The sequence below is a fragment of the Bradyrhizobium sp. A5 genome, from assembly GCF_042076515.1.
In the GTDB taxonomy this organism is placed as follows: domain Bacteria; phylum Pseudomonadota; class Alphaproteobacteria; order Rhizobiales; family Xanthobacteraceae; genus Bradyrhizobium; species Bradyrhizobium cosmicum.
The window spans coordinates 4,708,010-4,725,092 of record NZ_CP148990.1 but is presented as its reverse complement, the minus strand read 5'-3'; the positions used below and the strand labels follow the sequence as shown (position 1 = coordinate 4,725,092).

Annotated in this window: 15 protein-coding genes; 11 read left to right on the top strand and 4 right to left on the bottom strand. The window is 64.4% G+C overall.

Annotated elements, in window-relative coordinates:
- Positions 1-650: 650 nt before the first annotated feature.
- From WHZ77_RS22660 to WHZ77_RS22650, 3 genes are all read left to right on the top strand, one after another.
- On the top strand, positions 651-860 hold the full coding sequence (locus WHZ77_RS22660) for a cold-shock protein (RefSeq protein WP_008134109.1): 210 nt from the start codon (positions 651-653) through the stop codon (positions 858-860).
- Positions 861-959: 99 nt separating this feature from the next.
- Complete coding sequence (locus tag WHZ77_RS22655) at positions 960-1,205, top strand: transcriptional regulator (protein ID WP_375309971.1); 246 nt, start codon at positions 960-962, stop codon at positions 1,203-1,205.
- Between the two features lie 54 nt (positions 1,206-1,259).
- Positions 1,260-1,484 (top strand): hypothetical protein, encoded by a 225-nt coding sequence (locus tag WHZ77_RS22650; protein WP_375309970.1) that lies wholly within the window; start codon positions 1,260-1,262, stop codon positions 1,482-1,484.
- 26 nt (positions 1,485-1,510) lie between these two features.
- Here WHZ77_RS22650 and WHZ77_RS22645 read toward each other — a convergent pair whose 3' ends face one another.
- The 4 genes from WHZ77_RS22645 to WHZ77_RS22630 all read right to left on the bottom strand — a co-directional run bounded on the left by WHZ77_RS22645 (position 1,511) and on the right by WHZ77_RS22630 (position 5,881).
- Positions 1,511-1,693: a hypothetical protein gene (locus WHZ77_RS22645; RefSeq protein WP_375309969.1), complete on the bottom strand. Its 183-nt coding sequence runs from the start codon at positions 1,691-1,693 to the stop codon at positions 1,511-1,513.
- A gap of 346 nt (positions 1,694-2,039) precedes the next feature.
- Entirely contained in the window at positions 2,040-3,317 is a 1,278-nt protein-coding gene (frc, locus tag WHZ77_RS22640) for a formyl-CoA transferase (protein WP_375309968.1), read from the bottom strand.
- A 63-nt stretch (positions 3,318-3,380) separates the two neighbouring features.
- Positions 3,381-5,114 carry an oxalyl-CoA decarboxylase gene (gene oxc, locus WHZ77_RS22635; RefSeq protein ID WP_375309967.1) on the bottom strand — a complete coding sequence of 578 codons (1,734 nt, stop codon included), beginning with the start codon at positions 5,112-5,114 and terminating at the stop codon, positions 3,381-3,383.
- 74 nt (positions 5,115-5,188) lie between these two features.
- Positions 5,189-5,881: a GntR family transcriptional regulator gene (locus tag WHZ77_RS22630; protein WP_162006348.1), complete on the bottom strand. Its 693-nt coding sequence runs from the start codon at positions 5,879-5,881 to the stop codon at positions 5,189-5,191.
- Positions 5,882-6,230: 349 nt separating this feature from the next.
- Here WHZ77_RS22630 and WHZ77_RS22625 point away from each other — a divergent pair, with 349 nt between their 5' ends.
- From WHZ77_RS22625 to gcl, 8 genes are all read left to right on the top strand, one after another.
- Positions 6,231-8,360, top strand: a complete 2,130-nt coding sequence (locus WHZ77_RS22625) for an acetate--CoA ligase family protein (RefSeq protein ID WP_375309966.1) — start codon at positions 6,231-6,233, stop codon at positions 8,358-8,360.
- A gap of 143 nt (positions 8,361-8,503) precedes the next feature.
- Positions 8,504-9,337 carry an IclR family transcriptional regulator gene (locus tag WHZ77_RS22620; protein ID WP_375314795.1) on the top strand — a complete coding sequence of 278 codons (834 nt, stop codon included), beginning with the start codon at positions 8,504-8,506 and terminating at the stop codon, positions 9,335-9,337.
- Between the two features lie 105 nt (positions 9,338-9,442).
- A complete protein-coding gene (locus WHZ77_RS22615) occupies positions 9,443-10,411 on the top strand; it encodes a Bug family tripartite tricarboxylate transporter substrate binding protein (RefSeq protein WP_375309965.1) in 969 nt (322 codons plus the stop codon).
- Positions 10,408-10,893 (top strand): tripartite tricarboxylate transporter TctB family protein, encoded by a 486-nt coding sequence (locus WHZ77_RS22610; protein ID WP_375309964.1) that lies wholly within the window; start codon positions 10,408-10,410, stop codon positions 10,891-10,893. The genes WHZ77_RS22615 and WHZ77_RS22610 overlap by 4 nt, the downstream gene beginning before the upstream one ends.
- Positions 10,893-12,392: a tripartite tricarboxylate transporter permease gene (locus WHZ77_RS22605; protein ID WP_375309963.1), complete on the top strand. Its 1,500-nt coding sequence runs from the start codon at positions 10,893-10,895 to the stop codon at positions 12,390-12,392. The genes WHZ77_RS22610 and WHZ77_RS22605 overlap by 1 nt, the downstream gene beginning before the upstream one ends.
- A 53-nt stretch (positions 12,393-12,445) precedes the next feature.
- The gene (locus WHZ77_RS22600; protein WP_375309962.1) at positions 12,446-13,246 is read left to right on the top strand and encodes an NYN domain-containing protein; all 801 of its coding nucleotides are present in this window, start codon (positions 12,446-12,448) and stop codon (positions 13,244-13,246) included.
- Between the two features lie 85 nt (positions 13,247-13,331).
- Positions 13,332-15,134 (top strand): adenine deaminase C-terminal domain-containing protein, encoded by a 1,803-nt coding sequence (locus WHZ77_RS22595; RefSeq protein ID WP_375309961.1) that lies wholly within the window; start codon positions 13,332-13,334, stop codon positions 15,132-15,134.
- 151 nt (positions 15,135-15,285) lie between these two features.
- Positions 15,286-17,073, top strand: coding sequence for a glyoxylate carboligase (gcl, locus tag WHZ77_RS22590; protein ID WP_375309960.1), 1,788 nt, complete (start codon positions 15,286-15,288; stop codon positions 17,071-17,073).
- Positions 17,074-17,083: the final 10 nt, after the last annotated feature.

Sequence of the window (17,083 nt, the reverse complement as noted above, 5' to 3'; positions counted from 1 at the left end):
TGTCCCGAGGACGACCGAGACGCTGCCGATCCGACAGGGCGTCGCAGGTTATGCGAAAGGCTGCGTCAGGTCGGCGCTCGCAGGCCCGGGGAGCTGATCCATGCATCGATCTGTATGGCAGTCTCGTCTTGCCGGACCTCTCGCAGCAAGTTCTTGCGGCGGTGACCTGGCGGAAGCGTGCGCATTTCCGCGCGCAGACGTTCGATGGCCCGAGTGAGCCTCTGGCTGAGAGTTTCAGTCTGCTTGAAACGACGCCGTCCCATGGCGCATCTCCCTTGCTGATGAGGCGGGAGCGCAATTGGCGTTCTCATCACCGGTAAAAGCCACATGCCGGGCGGTGATGTGGATCAGTACCATCGGATCCGCGGTACGTATGTTCACTAGGATACATTGTCTGACCGGAACCTTCGAACAGGCCTCCGTCCATCAGATTTGCTGTAAACTCGAAACGTCCGGAACCAGGGGGCACGATTAAATCTGGCCCATGCCTTGCTAATGACGATGGTGAGGTATAGGTTAGAGGCGTTCGTTCAGCCGCTGTGCCTTGTTGAATGCGCCCGCGGGCTCCTTTTCCATCGACATCGACGAATTGAATCGGTTCCGCGTGAGTGTCACGCGGAATGCACGCATGTGCGCTTTGGAGAAGAAAAATGCCGACAGGTACAGTGAAGTGGTTTAACGGCCAGAAGGGCTTCGGATTCATTCAGCCCGACGACGGCGGCAACGATGTGTTCGTTCACATCAGCGCGGTCGAGCGTGCTGGTCTGGCGGGTCTCGCCGAGGGCCAGAAGGTCAACTTCGAGGCCAAGACCGACAAGATGCGGGGCAAGGTCAGCGCTGAGAATCTCTCGCTGGCTTAAGCTCTCCAGTGCCGTTTCACGGATGTACTGAAACGGCCATGCGACCCGCTCGATCGTAAGGATTGAGCGGGTTTTGTCCGTTGCCGAACAGGGTGGAAGATGAGCACCAAGAGATCGGCCGGCCCGTCACCCGAAGGCATCGCGCGTTCCGAGCGTCAACGCGCGGCAGCCGAGGAGGGCGCGCGGGCGATGGCGGATGCCGAGCGGCAGTCCTTCGATGTCCGCAAGAACATGGCGCGGCTTCGCGAGCTGCGTGAGGCGAAGGAACTTGCCGATGCGACTCTGCGCGCATCGTTGCCCCCGCCTGCGCCGAAGAAGCGCGCGACGAAGAAATCGCCGCGATAGGCGCGTTCGATAGCGCCGACGATCATTCCAGGAAGACCGGTCACATGCCAGAGATTGCGGATCGTGGCTAGGATCAAGCCCGATGGCGGCGGCACGATCACCTTTTTTCTCGCGCTTGGCGCGGGACGGCAGACGTGCAGGCTCGCCACCAATTTCCAGACCCAGAAGCAGGCCTTCAGCTATCTTCAGAAATACCGGACGGAGTTCGAGCGTATCGCGCGGGTCCGGTTGGCTTCAGGCGAACTCGAAGACGGGATCGTCGTGCTCTCGATGCTCTAGACCGACGGCGCTCTTCTCAGCACCTGCTACTCGGCCTGATCCTTCGGCTTGGCCTCGCGAGCCAATCGCTCGGCCTTAAGGCGCTCGCGGTTCTCGTTGAAGGAGTGTTGATCCCTGGCATAGTCGTTGACCGGCTTCTGCGTCTCCACAGGTTTGAACGCCTTGTTGGCTTCGCGCTTGGCGCGATCGGGGGATTGATCTTTCGACATGTCGTCCTCGACTTGATCAACGAGCGGGGCCTCGACTCTTGCCGGGCAACGCCTCTCGCTATGGACCGGCCTGTCTTCATCAAGAAGACAAGGCGGACAATTTCTTCCGGGATGGCGGGCTTTTTTGCGAGAGTTGGTCGCTCGCTGTGCAAACAGTACGCACTTCTGACAGCGCACCGGCGAAACGATAACGGCCTGCAATAGCTTTTGTTCCCGGGGGGGCACTGTTTCATTCAGCCGTCGGTTTACTCCGCGGGGCGCCCGGCGGATTGCGTGATACGCTTTCCCCCGCGCCAACAAAAAGGCCGCCGAACCCGGCGGCCTTTCGTGTCTCTGACAGAGCCGTTTACTCGGCGGCCTGCTTCTGCGGCGGGTCGAGCGCGCCGGACTTGTGGATCTCGGCGACCTGGTGGTCGCTGAAGCCGAGCACCGAGCGCAGGATCTCGTCGGTGTGCTCGCCGAGCAGCGGCGAGCGCTCGACGTCGCTCGGGCTATCCGACAGCTTGATCGGGTTGCCGACCGAGAGGTACTTGCCACGGGTGGGGTGGTCGACCTCGACCACCGTGCCGGTCGCGCGCAGCGACTGGTCCTCGGCAAGCTCCTTCATCGACAGGATCGGGCCGCAGGGGATGTCGTCCTTGTTGAGGATTTCCATCGCCTCGAACTTCGTCTTGGTCATCGTCCACTGCTCGATGCGGGCGAAGATCTCGTTCAGGCGCGGCAGGCGCGCCGCCGGCTTGGCGTAGCTCGGATCGGTTTTCCAGGTCGGCTCGCCGATCACGTCGCAGATCTTCTCCCAGACCGGGGCCTGGGTGATGAAGTAGATGTAGGCGTTGGGATCAGTCTCCCAGCCCTTGCACTTCAGGATGCGGCCGGGCTGGCCGCCGCCAGAGTCGTTGCCGGCGCGTGGCACGGCATCGCCGAACGGAATGCCTTCGCCGAACTGGCTGTACTCCTTGAGCGGACCGTGGGCGAGACGCTGCTGGTCACGCAGTTTTACGCGCGCGAGATTCAGGACACCGTCCTGCATTGCAGCCGTGACGCGCTGGCCCTTACCCGAGTGGGTGCGGTGATAGAGCGCGGTGACGATGCCGAGCGCCAGATGCAGGCCGGTGCCGCTGTCGCCAATCTGCGCGCCGGTGACCAACGGAAGACCGTCGCGGAAACCGGTGGTGGAGGCGGCGCCGCCGGTGCACTGCGCGACGTTCTCATAGACCTTGCAGTCTTCGTAGGGGCCGGGGCCAAAGCCCTTGATCGAGGCGACGATCATCTTCGGATTGATCGCCTGGATCTTCTCCCAGGGGAAGCCCATGCGGTCGAGCACGCCGGGGCCGAAATTCTCGACCAGCACATCGCACTTCTTGATCAGCTCGGTCAGAACCTCCTTGCCCTTGGGGTTCTTGGTGTCGAGCGTGATCGAGCGCTTGTTGTGGTTGAGCATGGTGAAATACAGGCTGTCCACGTTCGGGATGTCCTGCAACTGGCCACGGGTGATGTCACCCACACCCGGACGTTCCACCTTGATCACGTCGGCGCCGAACCAAGCGAGCAGCTGCGTGCAGGTCGGTCCGGACTGGACGTGGGTGAAATCGAGAATGCGAACGCCCTCGAGCGCTTTGGTCATCGTGTTGCTCCGTACTCTGTCTGCCCCTGCACCCGCAGGGAATAAAGGGTTGAAGGGGAGGGCTTACTTCTTCTTCTGCAGAACGCTCTGCGGATTGAGGTTGCCGATGCGGCCGCTCTCCGAGCCCGCGGCCGGATCGATCACAGCGTTGATGAGTGTCGGCTTGCGTGAAGCAATGGCGTCGCTGACGGCGCGCTTGAGCTCGTCGGGCGAGGTCGCATTCACGCCGACGCCGCCGAAGGCTTCCATCATCTTGTCGTAGCGCGCGCCCTTGACGAACACGGTCGTGGCCGGGTCGGCATTGGCGCCGTTGACGTCGGTGCCGCGATAGATGCCGTCATTGTTGAAGATGACGACGCAGATCGGCAGATTGTAGCGGCAGATGGTCTCGACCTCCATGCCGGAGAAGCCGAACGCGCTGTCGCCTTCCACCGCGAGCACGGGATGGCCGGTCTCGAGCGCAGCCGCGATCGCCTGGCCCATGCCGATGCCCATCACGCCCCAGGTGCCGACGTCGAGACGCTTGCGAGGGCGATACATGTCGATGACGCCGCGGGCGAGGTCGAGCGTGTTGGCGCCTTCGTTGACGAGGATCGCATCGGGATGATCCTTGATGATGGTCTTCAGCACGCCGAGCGCGCCGTGATAGTCCATCGGCGACTTGTTGTTCATGAGCTTCGGCGCCATCTTGGCGACGTTCTCGTCGCGCTTGGACACGATCGCCTTGGTCCATTCGGTCGGCGGCGCGGTCCAACCCGTGGCGATCGCCTGGTTGAAGGCCGAGACGACCGAGCCGATGTCGCCGACGACGGGCGCGACGATCTCGACGTTGGAGTCCATCTCGCGCGGTTCGATGTCGACCTGGATGAACTTCTTGGGCGCTTCGCCCCAGCTCTTGCCCTTGCCGTGCGAGAGCAGCCAGTTCAGCCGCGCGCCGATCAGCATGACGACGTCGGAATCTTTCAGCACGGTCGAGCGGGCAGCACCGGCGCACTGCGGATGCGTGTCGGGGAGGAGGCCCTTGGCCATGCTCATGGGGAGGAACGGCACGCCGCTAGTCTCGACGAAAGTCTTGATCTGTTCGTCGGCCTGCGCGTAGGCCGCGCCCTTGCCGAGGATGATCAGCGGGCGCTTGGCGCTCTTGAGCACGTCGAGCGCGCGCTTCACCGAAGCGGGCGAGGGGATCTGCGCGGGCGCAGCGTCGATCACCTTGACCAGCGATTTCCGGCCGGCCTCGGCGTTCATCACCTGGCCGAACAGCTTGGCCGGCAGGTCGAGATAGACGCCGCCCGGACGTCCCGAGACGGCGGCGCGGATGGCACGGGCAAAGCCGATGCCGATATCCTGGGCGTGCAGCACGCGATAGGCCGCCTTGCACAGCGGCTTCGCGATCGCGAGTTGGTCCATCTCCTCGTAGTCGCCCTGCTGGAGGTCGACGATCTCGCGCTCGGACGAGCCCGAGACCAGGATCATCGGGTAGCAGTTGGTGGTGGCGTGCGCGAGCGCGGTGAGACCGTTGAGGAAGCCAGGCGCGGACACCGTGAGGCAGACGCCGGGCTTCTTGGTGAGATAGCCGGCGATGCCCGCGGCGTAACCGGCGTTCTGCTCGTGGCGGAAGGAGATCACGCGAATGCCGGCGGCCTGCGCCATGCGGCCCAAATCCGTGATCGGGATGCCCGGCACATTATAGATGGTGTTGATGCCGTTCAGCTTGAGCGCGTCGATGACGAGATGAAAGCCATCCGTCAGTTCCTGCTCGGTGCCCGGTGCCTCGGACTTGGTCGCGGTGTTCAGCATGGGCCTTGTCTCCCTGGTCTCAAGATGCCGTTTAGGCTTCGCGGGCGAATGCCTCGCCCTTCTGGTGAACGGTGCTAGAAGAGTTCCTGGCCATGCGCTTCGACGTAAGCGGCAAGGCCAAGGGTGTGGTCGCGGGCCCGCTTCTCGGCGAGTTCGGTGTCGCGCGCTTCCAGCGCTTCGATCATGCCGAGATGCTCGGGCAGGGAGGTCGCGGTGCGGTCCTTGCGTCCGATGGTCAATTGCCGGTAGCCACGCACGTGCAGCAGCAAATCGTTGGTGAGATCGACCAGCACGGGCGATTCCGACAGCGAGATCAGCGCCTGGTGGAAGGCGATGTTGGCACGTGAGTATTCCTCGACGTGATCCTCGGGCAGGCGGTCCTTGCTGAAGTCCTTGAAGTAGTCGCGCAGCGCCGTGATGTCCTTCTTGCGCGCGGTGGTAGTGATGAGGCGCGCGGCCATGCTCTCCAGCGCCGCCCAGGCACGGATCATGTCGACGATCTCGCTCTTGGTCCGGCGCACCACCATGATGCCGCGGCGCGGAACGGTCTTCACGAAGCCGTCCTGCTCGAGCATCGCGATCGCTTCGCGGATCGGTGTGCGGCTGACACCCAGGCGCTCGGACAGCGCGCGCTCGTCGAGCATCACCGGCTCGGGCGTCGAGTAGATGTCCATCTTGAGGATGGCTTCTTTCAAGGCGTCATACGCCTTGTTCTTGAAGCTGCTCTCCGGGGCAATACGAACGATTGCGATATCTGCCTCGGCCATGTTCGGCAACGCCTTGGTTGGTTTCCGCAGTGACACGACGAATCTCCTCCAGTGGGAGTCGTCTTTTACAGGATTATTAACGGGAAAGTTTTTGGCATACCAAATGCCAGAATGTCAAGCTGCCTATTTTTTGCAGCCTTCTAGGGTGCTCCGCAGCTTGACAAGTTGGCTTCTGGCATACCAAATGCCATCGTCAGCCATTTTCGATCCAAGGCGGCGGAGTAATCTCATGCTTTATGCCACTCCGTTCCGCGACATGGAACAGAGCGCGGCGAATGGCAAGCATGACGGGCAGCCGCAACACGCGCGCGCTTTGAAAAGAACGAACTAAGGTCAAGGGAGAAGCCACATGTCCAATTCCAAAGATGCCGTCCGCAAGGTGCTTGACCAGGTCAAGGCGGACAACCGCACCAGCCTGACGGCGCCGGAAGGCAAGCTGGTCTGCGACGCCTACGGCATTCCGGTGCCGAAGGAGGGGGTGGCGAGGTCGGCGGGCGAGGCCGGCAAGATGGCCTCCGCGATGGGCTTCCCTGTGGTGATGAAGATCGTCTCTCCGGACATTCTCCACAAGACTGAAGCCGGCGGCGTCATCGTCGGCCTCAAGACGGCCGAGGATGCCGAGAAGGCTTACGAGACCATCCTCGGGAACGCCCGGAAATATAAGTCCGATGCCAAGATCGAGGGCGTCCAGGTGCAGCAGATGCTGGCCGGCGGCACCGAAGTCATCGTCGGCTCGATCACCGACGGCTCGTTCGGCAAGCTGGTTGCCTTCGGCCTCGGCGGCGTGCTGGTCGAAGTCCTGAAGGACATCACTTTCCGCCTCGCGCCCGCGACCAGGGAGGACGCGCTGTCGATGCTCGACGGCATCCAGGCGCATGAGATTCTGAAGGGTGTTCGCGGGGGCGAGCCGGTGAACCGCAACGCGCTCGCCGAGGTCATCGTCAAGGTCTCGCAGCTCGTGACCGACTTCCCCGAGATCGTCGAGCTCGATCTCAACCCGGTGTTCGCGACCGCGAAGGACGCGATCGCCGCCGACGTGCGCATCGTGGTGGACTTCGCCTATGTGCCGAAGCCCAAGCCGCGCCCGACCGAAGAGATCGTCGCGGCGATGAGCCGCATCATGCAGCCGAAGGGCGTCGCCGTGATCGGCGCCTCCGCCGAGGACGGCAAGATCGGCAACTCCGTGATGAAGAACCTCATCAATGGCGGCTACAAGGGCGAGATCTATCCGATCCACCCGAAGGCACCGGAGATTCTGGGCTACAAGGCCTACAAGAGCGTCAAGGACGTGCCAGGCGTGATCGACACCGCGGTGTTCGCGATCCCCGCGAAGTTCGTCGCCGGCGCGCTCGTCGAATGCGGCGAGAAGAAAATTCCGGGCGCTGTGCTGATCCCCTCGGGCTTCGCCGAAGCCGGCGCGCCGGAGCTGCAAGCCGAGATCGTCGAGATCGGCAAGAAGTACGACATCCGCCTGATGGGGCCGAACATCTACGGTTTTTATTATACGCCCGCCAATCTCTGCGCGACCTTCTGCACCGCCTATGACGTCAAGGGCCACGCGGCACTGTCGTCGCAGTCCGGTGGCATCGGCATGGCGATCATCGGCTTCTCGCGCTCGGCGAAAATGGGCGTGTCGGCGATCGTCGGCCTCGGCAACAAATCCGACATCGACGAGGATGATCTGCTCGCCTTCTTCGAGCAGGACCCGAACACCAATCTGATCGCGCAGCACTGCGAAGATCTCAAGGACGGCCGTGCTTTCGCGGAAGCCGCCAAGCGCGTCTCCAAGAAGAAGCCGGTCGTGGTGCTCAAGGCCGGCCGCACCTCGGCCGGCGCCAAGGCGGCGTCCTCGCACACCGGCGCACTCGCCGGTAACGACAAGATCTACGAGGACGTGCTGGCGCAGTCCGGCGTGATCCGCGCCCGCAGCCTGCGGCAACTGCTCGAATTCGCCCGCGGCGTGCCGGTGCTGCCGACGCCGAAGGGCGAGAACGTGCTGATCATCACCGGTGCCGGCGGCTCGGGCGTGCTGCTGTCGGACTCCTGCGTCGACAACGGCCTGTCGCTGATGTCGATGCCGCCGGATCTCGATGCGGCCTTCCGCAAGTTCATCCCGCCGTTTGGCGCGGCAGGAAATCCTGTGGATATCACCGGCGGCGAGCCGCCGATCACCTACGTCAACACGGTCAAGCTCGGCCTGTCGGACGAGCGGATCCATTCGCTGATCCTCGGCTACTGGCACACCATCGTCACGCCGCCGATGGTGTTCGCCCGCAACATGGTCGAGGTGAAGAAGGAGATGGAGGCCAAGGGCTTCGTGAAGCCGATCGTCGCCTCGCTCGCCGGCGACGTCGAGGTCGAGGAGGCCGCCGAATATCTCTACCAGAACGGCATCCCGGCCTATGCCTACTCGACCGAGCTGCCGGTCGAGGTGCTCGGTGCCAAGTACAAATGGGCTCGCGGGGCAGGGCTGCTCTGAGCGTTATCTCTCTTGTCATGCGGGGGCGGTGCGAAGCATCGAACCCGGGATCTCGAGATTTCGGGTCTGGTACGCCAGGCCCGCGCTGCGCGCAGCCCCGGCGCACCATCCCGGAATGACGGATGCACAAGCGGCAGGTCGCGATGAGCAAGAACGTGATCCGGCGCAAATCGCTCGAGCCTCGATCTTCGTCGGACGCCGATCGCGACGGCGGCGTGCAGTCCGTCGACCGCGCGCTGTCGATCCTCGAAACGCTCGCAGAGGACGACGAGGGCTATCGCCTCAGCGACCTCGCCGTCCGCACCGGCCTGTCGGCCTCCACCGTGCACCGCCTGCTGGCGACACTGGAGAGCCGCCGCTTCGTCCAGTTCGACCGCGCCGAATCCAAATGGCATGTCGGGGTGCGCAGTTTTACCGTGGGCGCGAGCTTCGCGCGGCGGCGCAATTTCTCGGCGCAGGCGATTCCCTACCTTCGCAAGTTGCGCGACCTCACCCGCGAAACCGCCAACCTCGCCATGGTCGACGATGAATTCATCATCATGCTGACCCGGATGGAGAGCCGCGAGATCATGCGCTCGCTGACCCAGGTCGGCGGCCGCGTCGCCATGGTGACGTCGGGGGTCGGCAAGGCGGTGCTGGCGACCTATTCCGACGAGGACGTCGGCGCCGTCATCCGCCATCATGGCATGCCCCGCCTGACCGAGAAATCGATCGTACGCCCGAGCGACCTGTTCAAGGAGCTCGAGAGAATCCGCAAGCAGGGCTACGCGATCGATGATGAAGAGGCTTGCATGGGCCTGCGCTGTATTGCCGCAGTGGTCTACAACGACTGCGCCGAGCCGCTCGCGGCCATTTCCGTCTCGGGCATGACCAGCCGCATGACCGACGACAGACTGCCGGAAATCGGCCAGATCGTCCGCGAAGTCGCCGGTGAATTGACGGTCGCGCTCGGCGGGAGGCTGCCGGCTGCCGGCTAACCGGGGAACACGGGCCCTGTCGCTGGACAGCATCGGCCATTTTGGCTGATATGCGACCAAACGACACAATGCGGCAAACGTCCGCATGAGCCTGGAGATGCCCTCATGTTCCAATTTCCCGCGCGCCTTGTCGGCGCAGCCGTCGCGCTGACTCTTGCCGCAGCGACGCCTGCCTTCGCCCAACAGCTCGAGCTCAGGCTGATGGCGCCGGCGGCCCCGGGCGGTGGCTGGGACCAGACCGCGCGCTCGATGCAGCAGGCGCTGGTCGCCTCGGGCGTCGCGCGCAGCGTACAGGTCGTCAACGTTCCCGGCGCAGGCGGCAGCGTCGGCATCGCGCAGTTCGTCAACGGCGCCAAGGGTGACGGCAACCAGTTGATGGTCAACGGCTTCGTCATGGTGGGCGCGCTCGCCATGAACAAGTCGCCGGTGACGCTCGAGCAGGTGACGCCGATCGCGCGCCTGACCGAGGAAATCCAGGTGATCGTGGTCCCCGCGAATTCGCCGATCAAGACCGCGCAGGATCTGGCTGCCGCGGTGAAGGCCGATATCGCCAAGGTGACCTTCGCCGGCGGCTCGGCTGGCGGCGTCGACCACGTGATGGCGGCGTTGTTCGCCGGCGCCGTGGGCGCCGACGCCAAGAAGATCAACTACATCCCGTTCTCCGGCGGCGGCGAGTCGCTCGCCGCGATCCTCGGCGGCAAGGTCACCGCGGGTATTTCGGGGCTGAGCGAATATGACGGGCAGATCAAGTCCGGCAAGCTGCGCGCGATCGGCGTGACCTCGGAGAAGCGCATCCCAGGCAGCGACATCCCGACCTTCAGGGAGCAGGGCATCGACCTCGTGATCGCCAACTGGCGCTCGGTGGTTGCGCCTCCCGGCATCACGCCGGAGCAGCGCAAGACCTTGAGCGATGCGGTCGAGAAGATGGTGAAGTCGGACGCCTGGAAGGAGATCCTCAAGCAGAAGGGCTGGGAGGACGCCTATCTCGGCGGCGACGCCTTCGCCGACTTCCTGAAGAAGGAAACGGTGCGCGTCACCGACGTGCTGAAATCGGTTGGCCTGGTCAAGTCATGACCTCAGGCGATCCGGCCCAGCCCCCGCGGCGCGTCGATCGCGCCGGCATCGTCATCGCTGCGTTGCTCGCAGGCGTTGCCTCAGTGCTGGTCTTCGATGCGCGCGGTCTGCAATCCACGACGATGTACGGGATGGGGCCGGAGGCGATGCCTGTCGTGATCGCCTGTGGCCTCGCACTGCTCGCGATCGGCAATTTTGTTGACGCGCTGCGCGGCAATTTGCCGGCGCGCGAGAGCGCCGATCCGGTGCCGGTGGTTTTGATCCTCATTGGCCTTGCGTTGTTGATCGCCATCATCGGCTTCGGCGGTGGCTTCATCCTGGCGACGTCGGCGCTGTTCGTGACGACGTCGGCGGCGTTCGGGCGCCGTGCCATCCTGGTCGACGGCGTCATTGCGCTGGTGATGTCCGTCCTCATCTATCTCGCGTTCGACCGGCTGTTGACGCTGAGCCTTCCGACCGGCCCGCTGGAGCGACTGCTGTGATGGACACTTTTGCGGCGCTGGCGCATGGCATGGCGGTTGCCGTCCAGCCGATGAATTTGCTCTATGCGCTGATCGGCGTGTTCCTCGGCACGGCCGTGGGCGTACTGCCCGGCATCGGCCCGGCACTAACGGTCGCGCTGCTGCTGCCGGTGACGTACAAGCTCGACCCCGGCGGCTCGCTGATCATGTTCGCCGGCATCTATTACGGCGGCATGTATGGCGGCTCGACGACCGCGATCCTGATCAACACGCCCGGCGAGAGCGCCTCGATGGCGACCGCGCTCGAAGGCAACAAGATGGCCAAGGCCGGCCGCGGCGGGCCGGCGCTCGCGACCTCGGCGATCGGCTCCTTCGTCGCCGGCACCATCGCCACCATCGGTCTCGCGTTCCTCGCGCCCTGGCTGGTGGATTTCGCCGTGCGCTTTGGCCCGGAAGATTATTTCGCGCTGATGTGCGTCGCCTTCGTCACGGTGTCGGCGACCTTTGGCGATTCCCCGGTCCGCGGCCTCACCAGCCTGTTCATCGGCCTGACGCTCGGCCTCGTCGGTATCGACAAGCTGACCGGTCAGGCGCGGCTTGCGTTCGGCGTCCCTGAATTGCTCGACGGCGTCGAGGTGACGACGCTCGCGGTCGGCCTGTTCGCGCTGGGCGAGGCGCTCTTCGTCGCATCACGCCGGCACCATACCGAGGAGAAGCTCGAGCCGGTGCGCGGCTCGCTGTGGATGACCAGAGAAGACTGGAAGCGGTCGTGGAAGCCGTGGCTGCGCGGCACCATGTTCGGCTTCCCGATCGGCGCGCTACCGGCGGGCGGCGCGGAGATCCCGACCTTCCTGTCCTATTCCTGCGAGAAACGGCTGACCAAGTACCCAGAAGAATTCGGCAAGGGCGCGATCGAAGGTGTCGCTGGACCGGAAGCCGCGAATAACGCCTCCGCCGCCGGCACCTTGGTGCCGCTCTTGACGCTGGGATTGCCGACCTCGGCGACGGCCGCGATGATGCTGGCGGGGTTCCAGCAATACGGTCTCAACCCCGGGCCGTTGCTGTTCGCCGAGCGGCCCGACCTCGTGTGGGGCCTGATCGCCAGCCTGTTCATCGCCAATTGCATGCTGCTCGTGCTCAACCTGCCGCTGGTCGGCCTGTGGGTGCGGCTGCTCGCGATCCCGCAGCCCTGGCTCTATGCCGGCATCCTCGTCTTCGCGACCATGGGCACCATCGCCGCAAAGCCCTCGGTGGTCGAATTGTCCATGCTGGCGGGCTTCGGCGCGCTCGGCTTCCTGATGCGCCGGTTCGATTTTCCGATCGCGCCCGTCGTCGTCGGCCTGATCCTCGGCCCGATCGCCGAGAGTCAGTTGCGCCGCGCGCTCGCGATCAGCCTCGGCGATCCCATGACGCTGCTCCAGAGCCCGATCTCGGCGACGCTGCTCGGCCTCGCACTGATTGCGCTGCTGGCTCCATTCGTGCTGAAGGGGATGGGACGCTTCAAGGCGAACGAGGACTAGCCGTCGCGGCGCTCGCGTCGTCCAATGCTGCGTCCATCTCCTGGGGAAATGCCATGCCGTCGGAACTTCGCTCGCCCCGTCTCGCCGTCCTGATCGATGCCGACAATGCTTCCGCGAAGATCGCGGATGGGCTGTTCGAGGAGATCGCCAAGATCGGCGAGGCCAGCGTTCGCCGCATCTACGGCGACTTCTCCAATGCGCGATCGAGGGGCTGGGCCGACATCTTGTCGAAACACGCCATCATCCCGCAACAGCAGTTCGCCTATACGACGGGAAAGAATGCGTCCGACATAACGCTGGTCATCGATGCCATGGACCTGCTGCATAGCGGCCGCTTCGATGGCTTCTGTCTGGTGTCTTCCGACAGCGACTTTACCCGTCTGGCCGCCCGCATCCGGGAGCAGGGCGTCGACGTCTTCGGGTTCGGCGAGCAGAAGACGCCGGAAAGCTTCCGGCAGGCCTGCCGAAGGTTCGTTTACACCGAGAACCTGCTTGCCGTTCCGGCCACCACGCAGGACGCCGCCGCGAAATCGACGTCGCTGCAGCCGCCCGATGCAGCCACTCCCATCATCAAGAAGGTCATTACCCAGATGGAGAGCGAGGACGGCTGGGTCGCGCTCGGCGAAGTCGGGCGGCAGCTCGCCAATCTGGCGTCCGATTTCGATCCGAGAACGTTCGGCTTCCGCAAGCTCAGCGATCTCGTGCGCAAGACGAATTCGTTCGAGATCGATGAATCTAAGGGCCGGGCGATGCGAATACGGGTCAAGCCCACTGCCGCACCATCGCCGAGACGGCGGAACCCGCGCAGACCCGCAAGATCCGGAGCAGCGGTCGGTTCGGCGCCTAAGGCCTGAGCATGGCGTGCCGTTACATTTGCGCTTGCCCGGTTGAGCGCAGGGCGTAACCATCGCCTGGCCGTAACGCCACGCGAGAGTCCCGATGACAAAACTTACCCGCTTCGCCGTCGCACCGCTGCATGCGATGACCCGGCGCCTCGCCGATGTCGCATCCGCGCGTGTCGCGCCAGATCTCGTCGTCACCGGTGCCCGGGTGCTATCGACCTATTCGGAGCGCATCCACGCCAACCGCGAGATCTGGATTTCCGGCGGCCGTATCGCGGCGGTGAAGCCAACCGGGACTGCGAAGAAAGTCTGGAGCGACGTGTCGCCGTTCGACGCGGCCGGTGGCATCATCGCGCCGGGCCTGGTCGACCCGCACATCCACATCGAATCCTCGATGGTGACGGCCTGCGCCTATGCCGAGGCGGCCCTTCTCAACGGCACCACCACGATCTTCTGTGACAGCCACGAAATCGGCAACGTCATGGACGTCGCCGGCGTCGAGGCGATGCTGGAGGACGCGCGCGTGGCGCCGCTCTCGATCTTCCTGACGGTGCCGTCGACGGTGCCTGCGACCTCGGCCGAACTGGAGACGGCGGGCGGCGATCTCACGCCGGACAAGATCGCCGGCCTGTTCGACCGCTGGCCTGAGGCGGTGGCGCTCGGCGAGAAGATGGATTTCGTGCCGGTGACGATGAGCGACGAACGCAGCCACGCGATCCTCGCTGCCGCCTTGAAGCGGGGGCGGCCGGTGTCCGGCCATGTCTATGGCCGCGAATTCGTCGCGGCCTATGCGGCATCAGGCGTCACTGACACGCACGAGGCGATCGACCGCGACATCGCCGACGATCTGCTCGATGCCGGCGTCTGGGTATTTCTGCGCGGCGGGCCGCCGACCACGCCCTGGCATTCGCTGCCACAGGCGATCCGCACCATCACCGAGCTCGGCGCCTCGCACAAGCGCACCGCCGTGTGCACCGATGACCGCGATGCCGACGACCTCCTGCTGTTTGGCCTCGACTGGGTGGTGCGCGAAGCGGTGAAGGCGGGAATGTCGCCGGAGCAGGCCTGGTCGATGGGGTCGCTGCATGGTGCCACCCGCTTCGGCATGGATGGCGATATCGGCGGGCTCGGCGGCGGCCGCCGCGCCGATCTCGTGCTGATGGACGATCAGCTCAAGCCGCAATGCACCTGGTATGGCGGCGAACTGGTGGTCGAGCACGGCAAGGTCACGCCGCGTCTCGATCAGGCGCTGTCGCAACGCTATCAATATCCGAAGGCGGCCTACGCGACCGTGAAGCTGCCGGAAAAGTTGAAGCTGACGCCCGAGCTGCCGGCGAAGGCCTGCACGGTCAACGCGATCAGGACTGCGCTGCCGGGCATTACGCTGATCCACGAGAAGGTCGCGATCAAGCCGGCCCGGGACTGGCCGTCGCTGTTTGAACGGTACGGCCTGTGTTTTGTGACGGTGGTCGAGCGGCACGGCAAGTCGGCCGGCAACGTCGCCTATGGCTTGCTGAAGGATTTCGGTCTGAAGCGCGGCGCGGTCGCCTCCAGCGTCGGGCACGACAGCCACAACATCATCGTTGCCGGAACCAACGAGCCAGATATGCATGTGGCGATCGCCGCCATCAAGCAGCACCAGGGCGCGGTCTGCGTCGTCGCCGACGGCAAGGTGCGGGCGCTGGTGCCGCTTCCGATCGCCGGCCTGCTCTCCGACAAGCGCGTCACGGAGGTCGCCGAAGAGGTCAAAGTGCTGAAGAAGGAATGGGCCGAAGCCGGCTGCACCATCCCTTACATGGGGTTCAATTTGATTCCGCTATCGGTCATTCCGGAAATTCGCATCACCGACAGGGGCCTCGTGCTGGTGCCGCAGATGGAGCTGGCGCCACTGTTCGAGTAACCGCTTTCACGTGCTTCTCGATCTAACCGATTGAGGCGCCCGCGATTTTTCCGCGGCTGCCGCATCGTGGAAAATAAAACCGATCTCGTTGAGATCGCATCTCGCACGCCTGATGATCTCGCTCGCTGACGCAACCTGAGCGAGGTCCGATATGGCGAAGATGCGAGCTATCGATGCCGCTGTCCGAATCCTGGAAAAGGAGGGCATCTCGACGGCCTTCGGTGTTCCCGGGGCCGCGATCAATCCGCTTTACTCGGCGCTGAAGAAGCGCGGTTCGATCCGCCACATCCTGGCACGGCATGTGGAGGGCGCCTCGCACATGGCCGAGGGCTATACGCGGGCGAAGGCGGGCAATATCGGCGTCTGCATCGGCACCTCGGGGCCGGCCGGCACCGACATGATCACCGGGCTCTATTCGGCGATCGCAGACTCCATTCCGATCCTCTGCATCACCGGGCAGGCGCCGCGGGCGCGGCTCTACAAGGAAGACTTTCAGGCCGTCGACATCGAATCGATCGCAAAGCCCGTGACGAAGTGGGCGGTGACCGTGCGTGAGCCTGCGCTGGTGCCGCGGGTGTTCAGCCAGGCCTTTCACGTCATGCGTTCGGGCCGGCCGGGGCCGGTGCTGATCGACATGCCGCTCGACGTGCAGCTCGCCGAGATCGAGTTCGACGACGAGACGTATGAGCCGCTGCCGGTCTACAAGCCGGCCGCGACGCGCAAGCAGGTCGAGAAGGCGCTGGAGATGCTCAATGCGGCCGAGCGACCGCTGATCGTGGCGGGCGGCGGCGTCATCAACGCCGATGCCTCGGATTTGCTGGTGGAGTTTGCCGAGATCGCCAACGTGCCGGTGGTTCCGACGCTGATGGGATGGGGCGCGATCCCCGACGATCACGTGCTGATGGCCGGCATGGTCGGCCTTCAGACCAGCCACCGCTACGGCAACGCCACCATGCTCGAATCCGATTTCGTGCTCGGCATCGGCAATCGCTGGGCCAACCGGCACACCGGCTCGGTCGAGACTTACACCAAGGGCCGTACCTTCGTGCATGTCGATATCGAGCCGACCCAGATCGGCCGCGTGTTCAATCCCGATCTCGGCATCGTCTCGGACGCCAAGGCGGCGCTCGAACTGTTCGTCACCGTCGCCAGGGAGTGGCGCTCAGGCAGGCTCCGCGAGCGCGAGGCGTGGCCCGCTTCCTGCCGCGATCGCAAGAGGACGATGCTGCGCAAGAGCCATTTCGACAACGTTCCGATCAAGCCGCAGCGCGTCTACGAGGAGATGAACAAGGCCTTTGGCCGCGACACCACCTATGTCACGGTGATCGGCCTGTCGCAGATCGCGGGTGCGCAATTCCTCGGCGTCTACAAGCCGCGCAACTGGATCAATGCCGGGCAGGCGGGCCCGCTCGGCTGGACGCTGCCGGCGGCGCTCGGCGTGCGCGCGGCGTGCCCAGAGCAGGAGATCGTCGCGCTGTCGGGCGATTACGACTTCCAGTTCCTGATCGAGGAGCTTGCGGTCGGGGCGCAGTTCAATCTGCCCTACATCCACGTCGTCGTGAACAATTCCTATCTCGGTTTGATCCGTCAGGCCCAGCGCGGTTTTGACATGGACTACCATGTCCAGCTCTCGTTCGAGAACATCAACGCGCCAGAGCTCGGCGGCTATGGCGTCGACCACGTTGCGGTCGCCGAAGGCCTCGGCTGCAAGGCGATCCGCATCACCGACCCCAGGGATTCGCAGGCCGCGTTCGCGACCGCGCGCGAATTGATGGCGAAGCACCGCGTGCCCGTGGTGGTCGAGTTTATCCTCGAACGCGTCACCAACATTGCAATGGGGACCGAGATCGACAACATCGTCGAGTTCGAGGAGGTGCTGGATCTGCCGCTCGACGAGATCGGGACCAAGCGTCCCAACGCGCTGCAGCCGGCGGAATAGGGGGGCAGCA